Source organism: Hymenobacter daecheongensis DSM 21074, from assembly GCF_900141805.1.
Lineage (GTDB): Bacteria > Bacteroidota > Bacteroidia > Cytophagales > Hymenobacteraceae > Hymenobacter > Hymenobacter daecheongensis.
The window spans coordinates 40,375-61,490 of sequence record NZ_FQYN01000013.1 but is presented as its reverse complement, the minus strand read 5'-3'; the positions used below and the strand labels follow the sequence as shown (position 1 = coordinate 61,490).

At 60.5% G+C, this 21,116-nt stretch carries 14 protein-coding genes and 1 rRNA gene; 10 read left to right on the top strand and 5 right to left on the bottom strand.

Going from position 1 to position 21,116, the window contains the following annotated elements; genetic code table 11:
• The first annotated feature begins 133 nt into the window (after positions 1-133).
• Positions 134-245 (top strand): 5S ribosomal RNA (gene rrf / locus BUB62_RS18450).
• Positions 246-415: 170 nt separating this feature from the next.
• A complete protein-coding gene (locus BUB62_RS18445) occupies positions 416-835 on the top strand; it encodes a transposase (protein WP_073112742.1) in 420 nt (139 codons plus the stop codon).
• 419 nt (positions 836-1,254) lie between these two features.
• Here the strand turns inward: BUB62_RS18445 and BUB62_RS18440 are convergent, their stop codons facing one another.
• From BUB62_RS18440 to BUB62_RS18420, 5 genes are all read right to left on the bottom strand, one after another.
• A complete protein-coding gene (locus tag BUB62_RS18440; RefSeq protein WP_073112740.1) occupies positions 1,255-2,547 on the bottom strand; it encodes a M16 family metallopeptidase in 1,293 nt (430 codons plus the stop codon).
• Between the two features lie 9 nt (positions 2,548-2,556).
• Entirely contained in the window at positions 2,557-3,741 is a 1,185-nt protein-coding gene (gene porV, locus BUB62_RS18435) for a type IX secretion system outer membrane channel protein PorV (RefSeq protein WP_234988828.1), read from the bottom strand.
• 89 nt (positions 3,742-3,830) lie between these two features.
• Entirely contained in the window at positions 3,831-7,808 is a 3,978-nt protein-coding gene (gene porU / locus BUB62_RS18430; RefSeq protein WP_073112736.1) for a type IX secretion system sortase PorU, read from the bottom strand.
• Positions 7,809-7,946: 138 nt separating this feature from the next.
• Positions 7,947-8,636: a CDP-alcohol phosphatidyltransferase family protein gene (locus tag BUB62_RS18425; protein ID WP_073112735.1), complete on the bottom strand. Its 690-nt coding sequence runs from the start codon at positions 8,634-8,636 to the stop codon at positions 7,947-7,949.
• 118 nt (positions 8,637-8,754) lie between these two features.
• Positions 8,755-9,462, bottom strand: a complete 708-nt coding sequence (locus BUB62_RS18420) for an MBL fold metallo-hydrolase (protein ID WP_449544975.1) — start codon at positions 9,460-9,462, stop codon at positions 8,755-8,757.
• A gap of 134 nt (positions 9,463-9,596) precedes the next feature.
• Here BUB62_RS18420 and BUB62_RS18415 point away from each other — a divergent pair, with 134 nt between their 5' ends.
• The 8 genes from BUB62_RS18415 to ccsA all read left to right on the top strand — a co-directional run bounded on the left by BUB62_RS18415 (position 9,597) and on the right by ccsA (position 20,936).
• Positions 9,597-10,691: an NAD(P)/FAD-dependent oxidoreductase gene (locus BUB62_RS18415; RefSeq protein WP_084539202.1), complete on the top strand. Its 1,095-nt coding sequence runs from the start codon at positions 9,597-9,599 to the stop codon at positions 10,689-10,691.
• A gap of 24 nt (positions 10,692-10,715) precedes the next feature.
• Positions 10,716-13,955, top strand: a complete 3,240-nt coding sequence (locus tag BUB62_RS18410; protein ID WP_234988820.1) for a hypothetical protein — start codon at positions 10,716-10,718, stop codon at positions 13,953-13,955.
• 155 nt (positions 13,956-14,110) lie between these two features.
• Complete coding sequence (locus BUB62_RS18405) at positions 14,111-15,631, top strand: T9SS type A sorting domain-containing protein (protein WP_073112731.1); 1,521 nt, start codon at positions 14,111-14,113, stop codon at positions 15,629-15,631.
• Positions 15,632-15,996: 365 nt separating this feature from the next.
• Positions 15,997-16,665, top strand: a complete 669-nt coding sequence (locus BUB62_RS18400) for a heme exporter protein CcmB (protein WP_262490521.1) — start codon at positions 15,997-15,999, stop codon at positions 16,663-16,665.
• The gene (locus tag BUB62_RS18395) at positions 16,662-17,333 is read left to right on the top strand and encodes a cytochrome c biogenesis protein (protein ID WP_073112729.1); all 672 of its coding nucleotides are present in this window, start codon (positions 16,662-16,664) and stop codon (positions 17,331-17,333) included. Before BUB62_RS18400 ends, BUB62_RS18395 begins: the two co-directional genes overlap by 4 nt.
• A gap of 73 nt (positions 17,334-17,406) precedes the next feature.
• Positions 17,407-17,619: a CcmD family protein gene (locus BUB62_RS18390; protein ID WP_200799952.1), complete on the top strand. Its 213-nt coding sequence runs from the start codon at positions 17,407-17,409 to the stop codon at positions 17,617-17,619.
• A 161-nt stretch (positions 17,620-17,780) separates the two neighbouring features.
• A complete protein-coding gene (locus tag BUB62_RS18385; protein ID WP_073112725.1) occupies positions 17,781-18,206 on the top strand; it encodes a cytochrome c maturation protein CcmE domain-containing protein in 426 nt (141 codons plus the stop codon).
• A 132-nt stretch (positions 18,207-18,338) separates the two neighbouring features.
• Positions 18,339-20,936: a cytochrome c biogenesis protein CcsA gene (ccsA, locus tag BUB62_RS18380; RefSeq protein ID WP_073112723.1), complete on the top strand. Its 2,598-nt coding sequence runs from the start codon at positions 18,339-18,341 to the stop codon at positions 20,934-20,936.
• The last annotated feature ends 180 nt before the right edge of the window (positions 20,937-21,116 follow it).

Genomic DNA, 21,116 nt, shown 5'->3' with positions numbered 1-21,116 from the left:
GGCCGAGCTGAGCCGTACTAATGACTCGAACACTTCTAAGGACTGTGCTTGACCGCACTTTCTTCTTACCCGTTTTTACTACGTCAACGATTTTGACAGTTTTCACAATCAACATGTGATACTGCGCACCAGTAATGGTGGCTTTAGCACGGGTGTTCACCTCTTCCCATTCCGAACAGAGCAGTTAAGCCCCGTTGCGCCTATGGTACTGCCTTCACCGGCGGGAGAGTCGGTCGCCGCCAACCTTACTACCCGCCCGCCCCGGTCCGCGCCTCGCGCTGCAGACCGGGGCGGGCTGCGTTTATAGCCTACCCCAAAGCCCAGCCGCCCGCCCGCGCAATGACCCTACGCAGCCCAGCCCTATGCCGTACCGGCAGGGTGGCAGCGGCTGGGCCTGTGGCTGCAGTTCAACACGGTGGTCAACGCCCTGGATCGGGTTGCGCACGGCCGCGAGCCGACCCCGGCGCTGGCCTGCGTGGACAGCCAGAGCGTGAAGCTGGCCCCGCGCATTTATGAACACCGCGGCCTGGATGCGCACAAGCGCGTCAATGGCCGCAAACGGCAGCTACTGACCGATTCGGGTGGACGAATCTGGGCCGCGCACGTGCACGCGGCGCACCGCCATGACAGTACCGGCGCGCTGGCTCTGCTGCCGCAACGCCCCTGGTGGGCACGGCGCCTACAACTGGTGCTCACGGATGCGGCCTACCGCGGGCGCTTTGCCCAGCACCTGCTCCGCTTGGGCCTGACCCAACAGATCAGTAGTCGACCGCCCACGCAACGCGGCTTCGTGCCGCTAGCCCGGCGCTGGGTCGTGGAGCGCACCTTCGCCTAGCTGGCCTGCTTTCGCCGCGTCGTGGTCAATTAAGAATTCACCCCCGCCAGCCACGGCACCTGGCTATTACTGGCCAATATCACCATGGCGCTCAATCGTGTCTGAATTCCCAAACACGCTCTTAGAGGTACAGCATTTGTTGGGTTGATGTATAGTAGCTCCAACGCGTGGAAATTCGCTTGGCTCGTAGCTGAAGATATTTTTGCCCAGCTTTTTGTACAACACTTGGCAAATTGCGCTAAGCATAAAGTGACCAAGAGGATGGAGTAACAGAGTGGAAAACACAATATTCCCTCATTCACTTGTAGGTTGAAGCTGGTGAATTATTAAGAAGCCCCTGAGAATCCGTCCTTTTGTAGGATACATTTTCAGGGGCTTCTTTGACAATTATACTATGTCGGTGTGTTTTGGGGTTACCGTTATTTGAGTTGCAGCATAGCTGTGGGGCCTGCTGCTACTTCGATCATCTTCTCAGGTAAGAGGTACTGTTGTGCTAGGTGGAGTAGCGTGGAGGAATCTACTTTTGAAATCTGAGCGAGGAAGTCTGTGTAATAGGTGTGAGGTAACTTCAGGAAGATGAGGTTTTTGTATTTGTCACACTGCTCGAACACAGTGCCAAGCTCATTGGCGAACTTACCGGCCATGTAGTTTTTGACCGTTTGCAATTCCTCCGCTGGAATAATTTCTTCCTGGAGGCGCACTAGCTCCCGCTTTATCTCGGCGATGGCAGCCTCTGTGCTAATGGCATTTACATCGGTACCAATTACAAGATGACTAGCGTTTTCGCGGGGGCTAATGCTGGCATAGATGCCATAGGTGAAGCCTTTGTCTTCGCGAATGTTCTTCATCAGACGTGAGCCAAAATAGCCGCCGAGTACTTTTATAAGCACTTGCAGATGATGCGTATCGGGGTGGTGCAGGCTGGGCCATACGCGGCCTATGCGTAACGAAGACTGGGAACTGTCGGGAACGTTGACGTGGGCGGGTGGTGCGCTTTGCGGGAAGAGAAGAGCGGGTGTGGTTTCGGCTGATGGCTCAGAGTTGATGCTGCCCAGCACTTCCTGGATGAGGTTTTGGTGGCTGCTGCTTACATTGCCGCAAAGGAACACTTCGCTGGTGGCCAACTGATAGTGCGATTCGTGAAAGGCAGCTATTGCTTCTCTGGTGGTCTGACGGAATGATGATTCGTTGAAGGCGATGCCGTAGGGATGCTCTGGGCCGTACAGGTTCTGGGCAAAACGCTCTGAGGCCAGGTAGCTGGTCTTCTGGCGTTCTACCCGTACATTCTGGATGGTGCGCGTTTTGAGCAATTCCAACTCCACGGCCGGAAAGGTGGGAGCGATGATAACTTCGGCGACGAGCGGCAGAAGCTTCTCCAGGTGACGGCTAAGGCAGTACAGCGTGAGGGTAGCGCGGTCGAAGCCTTGCTCGCACTCCAGCGAAGCACCGTAGAAGGCTACTTCATCGGCAATCTGGCGGGCGGTGCGGGTGCGGGTGCCTTCGAGCAGCATGCGGGCCGTGAGCAGAGAGACACCGGGGGCGGGATCATACCATTTGCCAGCGCGGAAGGCTATTTCGAGGCGAATGATGGGTTGAGCATCGTTGTGCAGCACGTGCAGACGCGCCCCATTGGGGAGCGAAAACACGTCAGCCGCTGGCAGCGTAACGCTGGCCAACGGCTGAACGGGAGGAGCGACTTGACGGTCGAGCATAGGGACGAGTTAATTCACCGGCGCAGTATCGTTGCCGGGGCCGAAGGCTTCTTCGAACTTGTTGAAATTGAAGTGCAGAGACACGCGAATTGTTTGCGACAATGGATTCGCGCGGGAGTTGGGAACCAGATACGTACCATCGACTCCGAAGACCTGATAGCGTACACCCAGGCCGAAGCTTAGGTACTGCCGGTCGCCCTTGTCTTTGTTCTCGTAAAAGTAACCTACACGGGCTGCCAACAAATCATTGTACCAGTATTCCATGCCGGCCGACAGGTTGATTTCCTTCAACTCCTCACTGAAGCCGCCGGGCGCATCACTAAAGGAACCGAAGATGCCGCCTACGATTGATTTGGCGCGTATCTCATCGTTTTTTGACTTAATCAGCGCGGTTACTTCCTTGCCCCGCCCCGCTGAGTCGCCCACGAAATAGTAGGGCGTAGGCACCAGCAGCTTGTTGGCATCAACGGTCAGCGTAATCTTGTTGTAGGCATCCAGCTCGCGGGTGATGGCCGTACCGATTTTGAGATTGGTGGGCAGGAAATCTGCCTGAACGGGGTCGGTATAGGTGATTTTGTTGCCGATGTTGGCAATGGCGGCCCCAAAAGCCAAGTTGTAGTCGGAAGGGCCGATGGTGAGGTCTTTGGTGTAGTACGCGCCCAGATCGACGGCCGCGGCATTGCCGGGTTTCGCGTCGTTACCGAGCGAGCTGCCCGTGAGGTTGGAGCGGATGTAGCGGGCGGCCACGCCCACGCCGAAGTTGTCGCTCAGCTTCTGACCGTAGGCTACGCTGACGGCGTATTCCTTGGGGTTGAAGTCGCCTTTGTCAGTGTTGTTTTCGTCGCGGTACTGGATGGTGCCCAGATCGAAATACATGAGCGAGCCGGAAATAGCAGAGCGCTGACCGAGCTTGGCGAAGCCCGACAGATAGGCCAAGCCCATATCGTCGGTGACACCGCGCAGCCACGGTGAGTACGAAGGCGACACGCTGTATTTGTGCGTTACGAAGCCCAGCTTACCCGCATTGTAATAGGATGAGTTGGCATCGGGTGAAATGGCCACCCCAGCTTCGCCGAGGGCCGCCGAGCGGGCATCGGGGCTGAGCGTGAGGATGGGAACGGCCGTGGTGATGGTGTTCGGGTTATTCTGGGCGGTGGCCGCAACGGATAGGCCCAGCAGGCCCGGGAGAAGCACAAAGCGCAAAGGCAACTTCGACAAGGTCATAGGAGGGGAAAACAAATGGGGCGGAAAGTAAGCGAAAGTGGCAACAGCGTGCCAGAAGGTTAGTTCAGAATGACGAGCTTTTCAAACTTGGAGGCCATCGTGCCGGTCTGCTGCGATTTGACGCTGACGCGGTAGACGTATACGCCGCGGGCCAGCTGGTCATCGAATTCGTCGCGGCCATTCCAGGTCAGGTCTTTGAAGTGCGGATTGCTGGCCGTGGCGCTGGTGCGCAGGGTGCGCACTAGCCGGCCCGAAATGGTGAAGATCTGCACCTGCACGTCCAGCTCGTCGCCGGCATTGGCGCGGTTGTGGTCGAAGTGGAAGGTGGTGGTAGTCGAAAACGGGTTGGGATAATTGAGTACGTGTTGCAGGGCCAGCTTTTCATCTTTGGCCGCAATGAACTCAATTTCCTTTTCGGCGGAGTTGTTGAACGTGTCCCAAGCTTTGAGACGCAGCAGGTGAGGACCGGTGGTGAGGTCTTTGAACTTGTATTTTACCTCGCCCTGCTGGTAGCTGTCCACGTTAGCGGTATAGAAATCGTTGAGCACCGTCAGTTGGCGCGGGTCGTTGTCCAGCGTGGCCGTGATTTCGTGGCCAATGCCGGAGCCGGCCGTGTTGATGCCGCTCTGGTCTTTCAGGCGCGCCAACAAGGTGGTGGTGGTGTGGGTAAGGCCGCCGAACACGAACGTGGTATCATCCATGAACAGCCGGATGTTGGGCGCGATGGTATCGAGTACGGCCAGACTGTTGGCTCCGCCCACCGGCACGGCCCGCGCCCCGTGGGCATCGAGGCGACTAACCGAATCGGAGGCGTACAGGCTGACTTTGCCCAGACCGAGGCTGTAGTTGATGTCTTTGGGCACCACGAAGCGCAGCCGGTACTGGCCGTTGCGCACCGTAGCCTGGCCCGCATAAATGACGTTTTCCTGCACCGAAACCGGGATGGAAGGGTCTTCGTTGCCGAGGGTCATCACGGTGGCAGGCTTCTCGTAGATGGTGAGCTGGGCTTTGCCCGAGAAGCGCGAATTGAGCACCCCACCGCTTCGCACCTTGCCCGACATAGTCACCGTGGCAAGCGCCTTGAGCGTGTCGATATGGGTAGCCGTTATCAGCTTGCCATTGATGGAATCAAGCGTTACTTCCTGCTCGGGGTAAGCCAAGCGCATAGACGGGTCGCCGAGCAGGGTGAAGTTGCGGTTTTCGATGGGCGTAATACTGCGGTCATTCTTAGTGTGCAGCATGATGTCGCCCATGCGGGGCACCTTGTTGTTGACGGGCGTGAACATGCCCTCATAGAAAGCGCGCACAATACCATCATTGTAGCTGCCGCCCGTGAAAGCCAAGCGCGTGGTGGTGAGCAGGCCCACAGCCCCACCCTCAATATCGGTAAGCACCTGCTCACCGGCCGAGTCGAATTCCGGATTGTCGTAGGTGCTAAAGTCGCAGGTGGCCGTGAGCATGAAGGTGAGCCGGTCGCGGTTGGTCAGCTTCAGCACCGAACTGTTGTTCAGAATCTGCTCGTCAGCCCAGCCTTTGGGGCCGCCGTGGCCGCTGTACTGCACAATAAGAGAGCCCTGCTCAATGGATTCATCAATGGCGCGGTTGCAGTCCGGCGAGCGTTGGCCGCCCGCCGCAACCAGCTGCGGATACAGATCCAGGTATACCTTATGGGCATTGAACTCCGGGTGCTGCTGCGTGAGCTGATCAGCCGGTGGATCGGTAGACGTATTGACGTGATAATTATAATCGCCGTCATCGGCCACGAAGGTGATGCGGTTGCGCCACTTACCATAGGCGGCGGGCTGGTCGTAGGCAATGAGCTTATTGACAACCAGCGCAGCCTGGGCGGTAGAGCCGGGCTGGTCGCGAGGTGTGCGCACCGGCAGCCGGCCCACGCCGATGTCGATAAACTCCGTCAGGCCGCCGCCGTTTTCCGACCAGAAACCCTCGTCGTCGTCAAGCAGTGCGAAATAGTCGTCAGAGTTGTAAGACGGGCCGGCACTTACAGGGTTGGAGTTACTGCGGCCAAAAGCCGGGGCAAACGATTCGCGCGACTGGTACGTGGGCACGAAGTTCTGGTTGATCTTGTCGCCGTTGAAGGGCGAGCGGGACTTCCACCAGGCCGGCAACTGGTCGGCGTTGTTGGTGCGGTCCGATTTGAAGTCGTAGGAAGCATCGCCAAAGAGAAGCAGAAAAACCGTTTTATTGGCCGGAGCCCGGTCGTAGACCAACTTCATCAGGTCGCGGATGGCCGTCACGTCCTGCCCACCCGAGCTGAACTCGTTGTACACCTGCGTGGTGGTCACCACGCGCACGTCGAGGCCATCGTGGCGGCGGCGGTAGGCGGCCAGTCGTTCGGCCTCCTGGAAGAATATGGGATGCGTGACAACCATCATATCCAGCCGCCCGTCCAGGTTCAGGGCATGCAGGTTCTGATTGCCCACGCGGCCAAAATTGACCGGCGTGGCGAAGCTGCTCCCCGTGAAGGCCACGAACTCGCGCAGCGTGTCGGTGGTGGCGGCGAAGTTGCCGGCGGCATCCAGGGCCTGAGCGCGGGGGCGGCGCGGATTGGTGACATCCCACACTGTGGTGCCCGGCGCGGCCAGCGCAAACTGGCTGGTGGCGCGCGGCGCGATGTTGTCGAACGAGCGAAACTCGAACTGATTGCCCATCATGCGGAGCTGCCGCAGGGCATTCACCTCCAGATAATCGAGCCAGCCCTGCGCGGCCGGATCGGGGCCACCCGAGAAGGAGAGGCCCACCTTGATATCGGCGGGCGCATTGGCGGGCACGGTATAGCTGAAGGTTGATAAGTCGCCGTTAGCTGCTTCCGGATACTTATTGATTGGGTCGGGGCCGCTGATGGTTTGGGTGCCGATGGGCGTACCATTCACCGCTACCGTGAACCGGCTGAAGGTATTGGGAGCCGTGCTGGCCGCCGTGTAGGACGTGACCTGCAGCGCCGCGCCCGGCACCAGATTAGGGATGGCAAAGCCAAACTCCCGGGCGGTGGAAGTGCTACCAAACCCTTCGCCCAGCCACTGCCGACCCGATTTGATCAGGTTAATCAGATCCCGGTTGTAGAAGTCACGGTAAGTGTATTGGCTGATGACGGCCGTGGGGGCAGCAGTAGGAGCGGGGGCCGGTGCTATGCGGCGGCCAGGCGTGCTGCCCACCGTCACGAAATAGTAGGCCGTGTCGGTGTACACGTTGAGCGTGTGCTGAAACAGCCGGCGGCTGGCATCGGCGCTCCAGGTGTGCGGCCCGCGGGCGTAAAAGAGCAGATAGTCGCTGTCGTCGAAGCTGCCGTCATTTTCGCCGGCCACGAACACGGCGTTTTCCACCAGGTCGTCGGGGCGGTAGGTGCTGTTGAGCTGCGGGAGCGTGCCCATGGCATTGCCGTAGAGGCGCAGGCGGCGCGGGTCGAGACCCTGCACATCAACGCCCAGAGCTTTCAGGGCATTCTTATCGAGCTTGTACATGCCGCTCTGGGGCACCCCGATCTTGAACCAGTCGCCCTGTTTCAGCACCGAGGCCGGGGCGTGGCTGCGGCTCTGTGTGCCCCGCTGCGCGGTGCCACTGGCCGCCAGCGTATAGGCGTATTCAAAGGAAATCAGCTTTTCCGGCTGGCCGCTTTGCGGGTTGCGGCGCACGCTGAGAATAGCGGCCAGCGTGATGGGCTGGCGCTTTTCGGTGCCGGTAGCAAGAATGACGGAGGGCGCGGCCGCCAGATTAGCCAGATCGAACAAACGGGCATCGGCGGCTGAAAATGGGGCGTACACCGCGTTGCGCAGCTGGCCATCGGCTACGCTGCCGGCAATGCGCACCACGTAGCGCCCGGCCTCTTCGCCCGGCCGGATTGTGCCGCCGTAGAACGTAGGCACCTGCCGCAGCTGACCATTGGCTTTCAGCGCCTGAGCATAGCCTTTCCAGACAAGTTGCCCACTAGCCACCTGCCCGGCCTGCTGCGCCGCGGCCGGAACGGCCGCGCCACCAAGCACAAAGCAGAGGAAAGCGAAGAAAGTAAAGTAGCGCATAGAGGTGGTTTCGTTGCTGTTAGAGAAAAACAGAGTAACAGTGATTTCGCAACACGCGGGGTCCGGAAGCGGTTCACCGGGGCGGCGGCTACTTAACTGCCGAAACGAGGAAATATTGTGGACTTTCTATTCAAAATACTACCCAAAAGCCGGGCGCATCACCGAAAGCAGCACATATAGCAAAACCACCAGCGGAATGGCGGCCGCCTGGAGCACCAGCAGCAGCGCTACGGCCAGCAGTAGAAACACGAAGCGCAGGGAATTGTCGGCCCAGGTCAGGTTTTTGAACTTGAGGGCAAACAGCGGTATTTCGGCCACCAGCAGCCCCGAAAGCAAAACGGTGAGGCCCAGCAGTACCCACGGATTCAGGATGAGGGAGGTCAGGCTGAGCGTGTCGTGGACCAGGATGAGCGGCAGCGAGGCCACCACCAGCGTGCAGGCCGGCGTGGGCAGGCCAATAAACGAGTCAGTCTGGCGCGTGTCGTTGTTGAACTTGGCCAGGCGCAGCGCCGAGAAGATGGTGACGATGAACCCCGCATACGGCAGCCACGCCGGCAGCCCGGCCCCCGACTGGCCCAGCAGATGGAAAAGCATAGCCCCCGGCACCACCCCGAACGATACCATATCGGCCAAAGAATCAAGGTCTTTGCCGATGGGCGAAGAAGCGTGCAGCGCCCTGGCCAGCAGGCCATCGGCAAAGTCGAAGGCGGCGGCCAAGCCTACTAAGTAAGCCGCCGTTTCGAGGTGGCCAGCAAACACGTTGCACAGCGCCAGGCAGCCCGCAAACAGGTTCAGACACGTAACGGCGTTCGGAATATGATTCTTCAAGTTGGTTGGGGGCTTGGTTGGGGACTTAGGGTCTTGGGGGCTTGGGGACTTGGTTGACGTTCATTCGGCCTGATGGCACTTAATAAAACATCAACCAAGCCCCCAAGCCCCCGAAACCCTATTGCAGAAACGGGTTAGAGCGGCGCTCAGCGCCGATGGTAGTAGCGGGGCCGTGGCCGGGATAAACGGTTACAGCATCGGGCAGCGTGAAAAGCTGGGTGCGGATGCTGCTTAGCAGCGTGGCATGGTCGCCGCCGGGCAGGTCGGTGCGGCCAATGCTGCCCTGAAACAGCACGTCGCCGCCGATGACGGTTTGGGTAGGAGCGTGGTAGAACACGACGTGGCCCGGCGCGTGGCCCGGTGCAAAGCGCACCTCCAGCGTCGTTTCGCCGAAGGTCAGCGGCTCGCCGGGCGTCAGAAATCCCGTGGGCTCGGCCGGCACGTAGTGCGGGAAGCCGTAGCTGGGCGCGTAGGCCGGCACCGCCCGCAGCGTGCCCAGGTCGGCCTCATGAATCAGAAACGGCACTTTATAGGTGTCGAGCACAAACTGATTGCCGAATACGTGGTCGATGTGGCAGTGCGTGTTCAGCAGCAGCACCACCCGCAGGCCCTGAGCCGCAATGAACTCGCGCAGCGCCTGCTGCTCGGCGCGGTCGTAGCAGCCGGGGTCCACGATGGCGCACTGGCCGGTGGCATCGTGGAGCAGGTAAGTATTTTCGGAAAAAGCGTTGAAAGTAAACCCGGAAACGGTCATGCGGCGGCGGAAATGATGCCGGCGGAAGCCGGCCAGAATGAGGTGGTAAGGTACGAGACTTGGCGCGAACATACGTGACCCCGCGCCGGTTGGCTTACCTGGTAGCCGGCCGGTTTGGTGGCCCGGTGGGCCGTCGGGGCCTGTTTTGCCGGCCTCGGCCCGGAAATGTACGGCGCTGCGCGGCTTTTCGTCTTACCTTGCCCAGCATGATTACCTACGATTATCTGATTGTCGGGCACGGCATTGCCGGGGCCACGCTGGCCTACGAGCTGCGGCGGCGTGGCCGGCGCGTGTTGGTGCTGGATACGCCCAATCCGCACTCGGCCTCCAACGTGGCGGCGGGCCTGATGAACCCGGTGGCCGGCAAGCGCTTCGCCCTGGCCTGGCGGGCCGCCGAGCTGCTGCCCGCGGCCCTGGCCTTCTATCGCGAGCTGGAGGCGCATTTCGGGCAGCGGTTTTTGTTCGAAACGCCCATTCTCAAGCTCTTCTCGTCGGTAGCGGAGCAGAACACCATGCTGGCCCGCAGCGCAGACCATCCGTGGCAGAATTTTGTGGAAGAAATAGCGCCCGCCGCCGCCCCGCCACCCGGCGTACGGCAGGAATTTGGCGGCGTCTGGGTGCGGGGCGGCGGGCACGTAGCGGTGAAGGAAGTGCTGGCCGCGCTGGCTGCCGAGGGCCGGCAAAACGGCTGGCTGCGACACGAAACTTTTGAGGCGCGGCACCTTGTTGTCAGCCCGGCTGGCGTCACGTACGCGGGCGACGTGCGCGCGAGCCGCGTCGTATTCTGCGAAGGCAGCGCCGCCATCCACAATCCGTACTTTAGCTGGCTGCCCATCACGCCCAACCAGGGCGAGGTGCTGGAGGTGCAGTGCGAGGGGCTGTCGGAGGCGCAGGTGCTCAATCGGGGCGCCTACGTGGTGCCCGTGGGCGCGGGCCGGTTTCGGGTGGGGGCCACCTACCGCTGGCCGCCGTTTGCGGCGGGCATCACCAACGAGGCCCGGCTAGAACTGAGTCAGCGCCTGGCGGCCATCACCGAGCTGCCTTTCCGGGTGAGCGGGCAGTGGGCCGGTGTGCGGCCCGCCGTGCGCGACCGGAAACCCCTGCTCGGCACGCATCCGGCGCTGCCCGTTGTGAGTATATGCAATGGCTTTGGGTCGAAGGGGGTGATGCTGGCCCCGCGGCTGGCCGCCCACCTGGCCGACGCGCTGGAGGGCACGGCGGAACTGTGGCCCGAAGTCAATATTCTGCGCTATCATGCGTTGTATGAAGCTAGCCTCGCGCTGGCTGGTCGCTCTTTCTGATTTTACCTGCTTTCAGCTCTCTCTATGAAGCACTTATCCTACTCTCTGCCGATGCCGCGTCTGCGGCGGCTGGTGCTGCCGCTGGTGCTGCTGGCGGGGCTGCTGCCCGGCCGCGCCGCGCGGGCCCAAACGGCGCAGGAGCCGTTTGGCCGGGTTCGGATTCAGTACAAGGATTTCGACTGGCAGCTGCTGAGCACCCAGAACTTCAACTTTTACTTTTACGCCGGCGGCGAAGTGACGGCCCGGCGGGCGGCCGAGTACGCGGAAAAGGAGCTGCAGCGCGTCACGTCGCTGATCGGCTACTACCCGTATTCTAAAACCACCATCATGCTCTACAACTCGGTGGGCGACCAGCGGCAGAGCAACATCGGCCTCGATGTAGATAAGTACCAGACCGGCGGCGAAACCTCGCTGCTGCGCATGAGCAAGGTGCAGATTGCCTTTCAGGGTCAGCAAACCGTGTTTAAGCGCGACCTGAGCTTCCAGATTACCCGCGTGCTGCTGAACGACATGATGTATGGCGGCTCCTTGAAGGAAGTGATTCAGAGCAGCTACCTGCTGCAGCTGCCCGAGTGGTTTATCAGCGGGGCCTCGGCCTACACGGCCGAAGGCTGGAGCGTGGAGATGGACAACTACATGCGCGACATGACGCAGAAGGAGGAAAGCAACCGCGCCGCGCCGTTCTTTCTACGCAATCCGCAGCTGGCTGGTCAGAGCGTGTGGAACTACATTGCCGAGCGCTACGGCTACACTACCATCCAGAACATTCTCAACCTCACGCGCATCACCCGCGACGTGGAAGTGGGCATCAGCAGTTCGCTGAATGTACCTTATAAGGTGTTTCTGAAGGATTGGCTGGCCTACTACCGCCAGCAGAACGCCCAGCCGCTGACTCCTTATATACTGCCCGACGAAAACCACGCGCTGGCCCGGCACAACCGCAAGGACATTCTGTATTCGCAGCCGGTGCTGAGCCCCAACGGGCAGCGGCTGGCCTACGTGCGCAACGAGCGGGGCCGCTACCGCGTGATGGTGGTGAACCGCGACGGCTCGAAGCAGCACAGCATTCATCGCAGCGGCTACAAAACCCCCGATCAGCAGGTAGAAACGCGCCTGCCGGTGCTGGCCTGGCGCGGCAACGGGCAGGTGGCCGTGGCCGAGAACTACAAGGGCTTCATGAACCTGCACCTGCGCGCGGCCGATGGCGGCGTAGGCGGGCTGCTGGAGCAGCTGAAAGAGGCGCTGCCCTTCAACAAGGGCGGCTCCACCATCTTCCGGTCTTTCTCGCAGGTGCTCGATCTGAGCTACTCGCCCGATGGCAAGTCGTTGGTATTTAGTGGCGTGCGCGACGGGCAAAACGACCTGTATCTGCTGCAGGCCGGCAGCCGCACCCCGCGCCGACTCACCACCGACGTGTTCGACGACATCCAGCCCGTGTTTTTGCCCAATGGCAGCGGCATCGTGTTCAGCTCCAACCGCTGGCTCGATTCGGCCGGCACGGCCAAGGGCACCTTCGGCAGCGTGGTAAACAACTACGACCTGTTTCTGTATCATCTCGATGGCCGCACCCAGCCGGTGGAAACCCTGGTGAGCACCATTTCCAACGAGGGCCGCCCGCGGGTGCTTTCTGATGACGAGCTGCTGTATCTGGGGGAGGAAAGCGGCGTGCGCAGCCTGTTTCGCTACTCGTTCCGGGCTCGTAAGGCTTATCCGGTCAGCACGTTTCTGCAGAACATCGACGACTACGACTACAACGCCGCCACCGGCACGCTGGGCTTCGTGGCCACCGACCGCGCCCGCGACATCGTGTATCTGTACCCCAGCTACCCGCTGCCCGAGAACGTGAAGCTGTATAAAACCGCCCGCCAGGAAACCCTGGAAGACCGCTCGAAGGCTACGGCCGCTGTGCCGGCCCCGGCTCCGCCCGTAGCCAGCGAGCCCGCGCCCAGCTTCCCGACCAACCCGCCCACCCGGCGCGACAGCACCATCGACACCAACGACTACCAATTTGAGCAGGACACGCCCACCCGGCCCGAGCCCAAGCGACGGCGGGCCGCCACGGTGGTAGCCCTGCCCACCGCGCCGCCCGCCGACGCGGCGGCCGTGGCTGGCCCGTATAAGTACGACAACCGCTTCAGCATCGACAACGTGGTGTCATCGTTGGCGGCCGACCCGCTGCTGGGCATTGGGCTGGTGGCGCAGGCCAACATGTCGGATTTGTTTGAAAACCACCGCATTCAGGCCGGTATTTTCGCCCTCACCGATTTGCGCACCAGTAATATGTATGCGCAGTACACCAACCTGACGAAACGCTACGACTGGAGCATCGGCTACCAGAAGCAGGCATATTTTTTCAATGTAGAGGGAGGCAAGCGCGTGCGGTTTGGCCGGCACGAAATATCGCCCACCATTGCCTACCCCCTGACGCACAACCTGAGCGTGCGGGGCGGTCCGCGTTTCGTGCATACCTCCCGTACGGCGCTGGATGAGTTTGTGACCAATCAGGACATCAGCCGCAGCTATCTGGGCGGCAGTGGCGAGCTGGTCTTCGATAACTCCATTTCGACGGGCGTGAATATGATGGAGGGCACCCGCATGAAAGTGGGCCTGCTGAAGCTCAACAACCTGGACGAAAGCAACCAGAATTTCGGCAAGCTCTACGTGGATATTCGCCACTACCAGAAGCTGCACCGCCAGATCATTTGGGCCAACCGCGCCAGCTACGGGCATTTTTTCGGCGAGGCCAAGCAAACCTTCCGCCTCGGCGGCATGGACAACTGGCTCAATATGAACGACGAAGATGATTTTTTGATCACCCGAGACTCCGACCCCACCCGGCTGTTCTATCAGCAGTTCGTAACCAACCTGCGCGGCTTCAACTACAGCAAGCGCACCGGCCCGAAATATGTGCTGTTCAACTCGGAGCTGCGCGTGCCCATCATTCAGTACCTCTCGCGCAAGCCTATTTACTCGGGCTTCTTCCGCAATCTGCAGCTCACGGCCTTCGGCGATGCCGGCTCGGCCTATTCCGGGTCCAACCCCTTCAACGAAAACAACTCTTTTAATACCCAGCCCGTGTTTCCGCCCGGCAATGCCTTCTCGGCTACGGTTATCAACTTCCGCAATCCGCTGCTGATTGGTTACGGCTTCGGTATGCGCACCACGCTGCTGGGCTTCTATGGTAAGGCTGACGTGGCCTGGGGCCAGGAAGACTACGTGGAAAAAGGGCCCAAATTCTACTTCACGCTGGGGTATGATTTTTAGGGACAAAAGCCTGTCATCCTGAGCAAGCTCAGGATGACAGGCGGCCCACAAAGCCAGCCATTGAAAAAAAGCCGCTCGTGACAGTACGAGCGGCTTTTTTGCATTTTTAACGATACCTTTCCTGTCCTTTTACTCCTCGCTCTTCTCACACTGCTATGAAACGACTTCTCCTCCTTTTTGCCCTGCTCACCACCTTGCTGCACGCCGGCCACGCCCAGTACCAGACCCCCGGCACCGGCCGGCGCTGGAACCTGGCCCAGCTGGCCGCCGCCTCGGGCGGCTACGTAACCGGCGCGGGCACCACGTTCCAGATCAACGACACCATCCGGCTGGCTCCCACCGATACGCTCGTGATTATGAGCAACGCCACGGTGCGCATGGCCTCGCTGGCGCTGTTTTACGTGGATGGCGTGCTGCTCGTGAACCCGCGTGACTCGGTGAAAATAACGGCTATCAACCCGGCCGCGCCGTTTCATAGCTTCTGGTTTTCGGGCACCAGCAATGGCTCGCGGCTGCGCAAAACCATCGTCGAGTACGGCGGTGGCCTCAAGGCCGTGGATGCCAGCCTGGTGCTGGACAGCTGCGTGGTGCGCTACCAGGTGTCGCGCATTGGCTCCAAAGCCACCAACAGCGGAGCTATCAGCTTGTCGGGCGGCGCGCCCAGCATCACCAACTGCCGGATTTATGGCAACGCCCGCTCGGGTATTCTGAGTCCTTCCAACCGGCCTACGTCGGCTATCATTCGCAACAACGTGCTGGTGGCCAACAGCACCGAAAACGGCAACTGGCCGCAGATTAATCTGGGGGTGGGCGGTGCCACGCCTACTATTATCGAGAATAACTTGGTGGTGGGGCGCTTTGATATGGCCGGGGGCGTGAGCGTGTCGAACCTGCTGGGCAGCTCGGCCGTCACGCAGGTGCGTATTCGGCGCAACGTCATCCGCAATAACCGCTACGGAGTGGCCATCGTCGGGAGCAACATCAATAGCTTCATCACGCAGAACATGGTGGAAAACAACAACATCAACCCCAATGCCCAGACCGGCGGCAGCGGCCTGAACTTTCAGGGCGGTCAAACCCAGACCGGCGTGGTATCGCGCAACATCATCCGCGGCAACCTCTACGGCGTGACGATGCTGCGCTCCACGGCCACCGCGCCCGGCCCACGCGTGAGCTTCGGCAACCTGGCCAGCCCCGACACCACCGACGTGGGCCGCAACCGCCTGACCGGCAACGGCAACGGCGGCCAGATTTACGATTTCTACAACAACACCGCCGACGCATTCACGGCCGAAAACAACGACTGGGGCTCGGCCTCGGCCGCCGTCATCGAAACCCACATTTTCCACCAGCCCGACAACGCCGCGCTAGGCCTGGTCGATTTTCAGCCCTTCCTGACTCCGGTTACCACCCGCGCCGCCGCGCCGGCCACGCTGGCCGCCGCCGTTTTCCCTAACCCCGCTACCGAGCAGCTCACGTTTGCGCTGCCCGCCAGCCCGGCCCCGGCAGAGCTGCGCGTGTATGATGTGGCCGGCCGCGTGCGGGCCACAGTTGCCGTGAAACCAGTAAATGGCCGCTTCGCGTGGTCCGTTGGCCAGCTGGCCGCCGGCCTGTACACCTACCGCCTCACCCAGGGCGCAACGGTGGCCACCGGGAAGTTTGCCGTAGCCCGGTAGCTATTCGCAGAGCCGCCGCGCTACAGAACAGCCGCGTAGCGGCGACAGGTTTGTAGATCAATTGAGGTAGAAAGAACAAGCCGCGTAGCGGTGACAGAGCCGTTCGGACGTTTCTGTCACCGCCACGCGGCTTTTGTTTTTTCCTGCTCTGAATTGCTACAAACCTGTCGCCGCGCTGCGGCTGTGCTGCTGTGAGGTTGATATACAGGCCATCCATATTTCGAGACTTGTATACCTGACCACCTATTTATGAGTGGGCGCGGCGCGGCGCAAACCGGCCGCTGCCGGAATAATGGCCGGGGGTGTATCCTATCCGGGCGTTGGGTTGTATCTTTGCGGCCTTGTTCACCAATTGCCCTGCCGTGCTGCTCCTCCGTGAGGTTTGGTATTTGATTCAGAAGGACTTCCGCCTGGAGTGGCGGCAGCGGGCGGCCCTCAACGGAATGCTGCTGTATGTGGGCAGCACGGTGTTCGTCTGCTACCTAAGCTTCGCGCTGCGCGGCGGCGAATTGCCGGTGCCGGCCTGGAATGCATTGTTCTGGATTATTCTGCTCTTCACGGCCGTGAATGCCGTGGCGAAGGGTTTTTTGCAGGAAAGTAGGGGCCGGCTGCTCTACTACTACACGCTGGTGCGCCCGCAGGCGGTGATTCTGGCCAAGATTGCCTACAACGCACTGCTGCTGCTGGGGCTGGGACTGGTGGGCTTTGGCATGTATGCCCTGGTGCTCGGCAACCCCGTGCAGGACGGCCCGCTGTTCGTGGCCAACGTGGCGCTGGGCGCCCTGGGCTTCGCTACCACGCTCACGCTGGTGTCGGGCATAGCGGCCAAAGCCACCAATAGCAGCACCCTGATGGCCGTGCTGGGCTTCCCGCTGATGATTCCAATGCTTTTGCTGCTGATTAAAGTATCTAAAAACGCTTTGGATGGTTTAGAGCTGGAATCCAGCCGCAGCGCCCTGCTCACGCTGGTGGCCCTGAACATGATTGTGGTGGCCGTGTCGTATCTGTTGTTTCCTTTTTTGTGGCGCTCATGAAAAATAACTGGTGGAAAGGCCTGACCGTTGTGCTGCTGCTCTACGTGGCGGTGGCGGGCCTGCTGGTGCCCGTGCCGCGGCTGGCCATTCTGAATGAAACCATCCGCAACCTGTATTTCCACGTGCCCATGTGGTTCGGCATGACGGCCATTCTGGTGGCGTCGGTGGTGTATTCTATTCGCTACCTGCGCGCGCCGTCGGTGGCGCTGGATATTCGCTCGCACGAGGCAGCCCGCATCGGTATTCTGATGGGCTGCGTGGGGCTGGCCACGGGCAGCATCTGGGCCCGCTACACCTGGGGCACCTGGTGGACCAACGACCCCAAACTCAACGGCGCGGCCATTGCTATGCTGATTTACGGGGCCTATCTGGTGCTGCGCTCGTCCTTCACCGATGAGCAGCAGCGGGCCCGCATTTCGGCCATCTACAACATTTTCGCCTTTGCCACGGCCATGCCGCTGTTCTACATCCTGCCGCGCCTCACCGACTCCTTGCACCCCGGCGCGGGCGGCAACCCGGCCTTCGCCCGCTACGACCTCGACAACGACATGCGGCTGGTGTTCTATCCCGCCGTTATCGGCTGGACGCTGCTGGCCTTCTGGCTGGCGCAGGTGGCCAGCCGCATTTCCTTGCTCAAACACAAAGTATATGACAAACAGATTGCTTAACCGGGGTCTTGGGGTCTTCGGGTCTTGGGAGCTTGGTTTAAAAAGCGGGGCTGCGGTGCTTCGTTCGGCGTTTTTGCTGCTGCTGGCTTCGGTGTTGCCGGTGCTGAACGCCGCGGCTCAGTCGGCCGCGGCCGATACGCCCGAAATGGCTGATGCGCTGCGCCAGGACGGCAAAATCTACGTGGTGGTGGCCGTTATCACGGTATTGCTGGCCGGGCTTCTGGCCCTGCTTATCGCCCTCGACCGCAAAGTGACCCGCCTGGAAAAGTCAATAAACAACGAGTAGCTGCTATCTGCCAGGCGGCGGCGTGACATTGTGCATGGTCGGCTGTTGTCAGTTCGTTGCTACTTGCTTTTTGCGAATAGATTCCGGCCCGACGGATTTTTCGGGGCACTCTGGTTGTTCAACATTGCCGCCCCATCTGGGAGCGGTGCCGTGGAAGCATCATGAAAAAATCACACATCCTTGCCATTGCCGTCATCGCCGTTGCCATCGGCCTCATCATGAGTACCGTGGGCGACGCCAGCGTGTACGTCTCGTTTCGGGAAGCCCGGGAGCGGGCCGCCGACGGCAACCTGACCAAAGTACACGTAGTGGGCCGCCTGCCGCGCGACGGGCAAAAGAACATCATGGGTCTGGAGTACAACCCCACGCTCGACCCCAACTACTTCGCCTTCACGCTGGTCGATACCAACCGCATTGCCCAGCGCGTCATCTACTTCAACCCCAAGCCCCAGGATTTCGACAAGTCGGAGCAGGTGGTCATCACCGGCGCCATGCGCAACGACGTGTTCGTGGCCGACAAAATCCTGCTCAAATGCCCTTCCAAGTACGTGGAGAAGGACATCAAAGGCGCAACCGCTTCGCGGTAAGGGTTGTGACACAACAAGAACGTCATGCTGAGCTTGCCGAAGCATCTCGCCCGCTGACGTTGCTAGAGTAACTAATTACCATTGCGGGCGAGATGCTTCGGCAAGCTCAGCATGACATTCAGAGGCTAAAAAATGCTCAATACTTTCATCGGCAACCTGGGGCACCTGAGTGTCATTGTCGCCTTCGTGGCGGCGACGGTGGCGGCGTACTCCTACTTTATGGCCAGCAAGGGCCGGGCGCTGGGCGACACCGACGCCGGGTGGCTGCGGCTGGCCCGCGGGGCGTTTTTCCTGCACAGCGCGGCGGTAGTGGCCGTCATTCTGTGCCTGTTCAACATCATCTACGCCCACCGCTACGAGTACTACTACGCCTGGAGCCACTCCAGCAACCATCTGCCGGTGCACTACATGATTTCCTGCTTCTGGGAAGGGCAGGAGGGCTCGTTTCTGCTCTGGATTTTCTGGCACGTCGTCATCGGCCTGGTCCTGATTCGCTTCAACCGCAAGTGGGAAGCCCCCGTGATGGCCGTGTTTGCCTTCGTGCAGCTGTTCCTCACGTCCATGATTCTGGGCGTGGTCATTTTCAACGTGAAGATCGGCTCCTCGCCCTTCATTCTGCTGCGCGACTTCCTGACCGATCTGCCCGTTTTCAAGCTTAACCCCAACTTCGTTCCCAAAGACGGCACCGGCCTGAATGCGCTGCTGCAGAACTACTGGATGGTAATTCATCCGCCCACGCTGTTTCTGGGCTTTGCCCTCACGCTAGTGCCGTTTGCCTTCGCCATTGCCGGCCTCTGGAAGCGCGAGTTGACGGCCTGGGTGAAGCCGGCCATTTCCTGGTCGTTGCTGGGCGGGCTGGTGCTGGGCGTGGGCATCGTGATGGGCGCTTATTGGGCCTACGAGACGCTGAACTTCGGCGGCTACTGGAACTGGGACCCGGTGGAAAACGCGGTGTACATTCCGTGGCTGGTGCTGGTGGCTGCCCTGCACGGCTTGGTGCTGTGGCAGAAGCGCCGCACGGGCCTGCGCACGGCTTTCGTGTTAGTCATTGCCACGTTCCTGCTCATTCTCTACGCCACCTTCCTCACCCGCTCGGGCGTGCTGGGCAATGCCTCCGTGCACTCCTTCACCGACTTGGGCCTGTCGGGCCAATTGCTGATTTACCTGAGCGCCTTCGTAGTGCTGGCCATCGGCTTGCTGGCGCGGCGCTGGAAAGATATTCCGGTTTCCGACAAAGAGCTGACCACCTACAGCCCCGAGCTGTGGGTATTCATCGGGGCCACGGTGCTGTGCCTGGGCGCGTTTCAGGTATTCGTGACGACCAGCATTCCGGTGTATAATGCCTTGCTGGGCTTCGTGGGCATCAAGTCGAACCTGGCGCTGCCCGCCGACCAGATTGCCCACTACACCCGCATTCAGCTTTGGATGGGTGTGTTGGTAGCGTTTCTGGCCGGCTTGGCCCAGATCATGTGGTGGCAGCGCAACGACAAGGAAACTCTATCGAACTCGCTGACGGTGCCGGGCGTGCTCACGCTGCTCGGCGCGGCCTTGGTTATTCTGCTGGTGCGCTATAATAAGCTTACGATGAGCCCGGCCTACATTGCTTTGCTCACCACGGCGTTGTTTGGCGTATTGGCCAATCTGAGCATGATTTTCACGTTGCTCAAGCGGCGCGTGGCCCTGTCGGGCGGAGCGGTGGCGCACATCGGTATTGCCCTGATGCTGCTGGGCATTCTGGCCTCAGCCGGCTACTCCAACATCATTTCCAAGAACGTGTCGGGCATGGTGTATTCCAAGGAGTTCGATGAAGAATTGAACCGCGACAACGTGCTGCTGTGGCGCAACGAAATGGCCCCCATGGATGGCTACGACGTGAGCTACACCGGCCAGTATTTCGACGTGCCCGGCCTGCCCGAATACGTGAACAAGGAAGTGCTGTTCCGCACCGACGACGAGTACAAGGCCCTGGCCCGCTCTGACATCAAGTTCGGCGACAAAGTATACTATAAGGCCGGCGACACGGTTGAAATCCTGCCCGAAAACACCTACTACCGCGTCGAGTATAAAGACCGCAAGTCGGGCGACAAATTCACACTCTTCCCCAGGGCGCAGGCCAATGAGGAAATGGGCGGCCTGCTGGCTTCGCCCGACATCAAGAAATTCCTCAACCACGACATTTACTCCCACATCAGTTCCGTGCCCGACCCGAGCAAGGAAAAGGACTGGAGCGAGGTGAAGGAGCACGTATTGAGCGTGGGCGACACGATTTATCTCAACGACTATTTCGCCGTGTTCCGCGCCGTGGAGCCCGCCCACCAGACTGCTGGCCTGGGCCTGAGCAAGGACGATCTGGCCATTCAGGCCGACTTTGTGGTATCGGGCGAGAAGAAGCAATACCACGTGCACCCCGTGTTCGTGGTGCGCAACCGTCTCATTGGCCGCGTGCCCGATGAGGTGGAGGACCTGGGCCTGCGCCTGAGCTTCCTCAACGTGGACCCCACCAGCAAGAAGTTTACCTTCGGCGTGAGCACCACTCAGAAGGACTACATCATTCTGAAAGCCACCGAAAAGCCCTTTATCAACCTGCTCTGGAGCGGCACGCTGCTCATGGCCCTGGGCTTCGGCATGGCCATCGTGAAGCACCGGCGCGAAGGACGCCGCAGCCCGCAGGCTCCCGCACCCACGCCCGCCAAAAGCCGGCAGGCGCGCCAGCCACAGCCCATAGCGTAGGCTGGTTTTTGCAGAAAGCAGAAAGCCCGGATCGGTTGATTCGGGCTTTCTGCTTTCTGCGATTTTGGCCGGCGCAGTCGCTCGGCTGTGCCGAGTGACTGCGCTTGTCGGAAGTCTGGATTTTCTTTTGAAAAAAAGTCCACCGGAAACGGGCCGCAATGCTTGGCTCGCGTACCTTCC

What these genes read in the sequence shown, in the direction of transcription:
- BUB62_RS18415 (WP_084539202.1), top strand. Translation starts at nt 9,597, where the DNA reads ATGATTACCTACGATTATCTGATTGTCGGGCACGGCATTGCCGGGGCC.
- BUB62_RS18440 (WP_073112740.1), bottom strand. Translation starts at nt 2,547, where the DNA reads ATGCTCGACCGTCAAGTCGCTCCTCCCGTTCAGCCGTTGGCCAGCGTT.
- BUB62_RS18405 (WP_073112731.1), top strand. Translation starts at nt 14,111, where the DNA reads ATGAAACGACTTCTCCTCCTTTTTGCCCTGCTCACCACCTTGCTGCAC.
- ccsA (WP_073112723.1), top strand. Translation starts at nt 18,339, where the DNA reads ATGCTCAATACTTTCATCGGCAACCTGGGGCACCTGAGTGTCATTGTC.
- BUB62_RS18420 (WP_449544975.1), bottom strand. Translation starts at nt 9,462, where the DNA reads ATGTTCGCGCCAAGTCTCGTACCTTACCACCTCATTCTGGCCGGCTTC.
- porU (WP_073112736.1), bottom strand. Translation starts at nt 7,808, where the DNA reads ATGCGCTACTTTACTTTCTTCGCTTTCCTCTGCTTTGTGCTTGGTGGC.
- BUB62_RS18385 (WP_073112725.1), top strand. Translation starts at nt 17,781, where the DNA reads ATGAAAAAATCACACATCCTTGCCATTGCCGTCATCGCCGTTGCCATC.
- BUB62_RS18395 (WP_073112729.1), top strand. Translation starts at nt 16,662, where the DNA reads ATGAAAAATAACTGGTGGAAAGGCCTGACCGTTGTGCTGCTGCTCTAC.
- BUB62_RS18410 (WP_234988820.1), top strand. Translation starts at nt 10,716, where the DNA reads ATGAAGCACTTATCCTACTCTCTGCCGATGCCGCGTCTGCGGCGGCTG.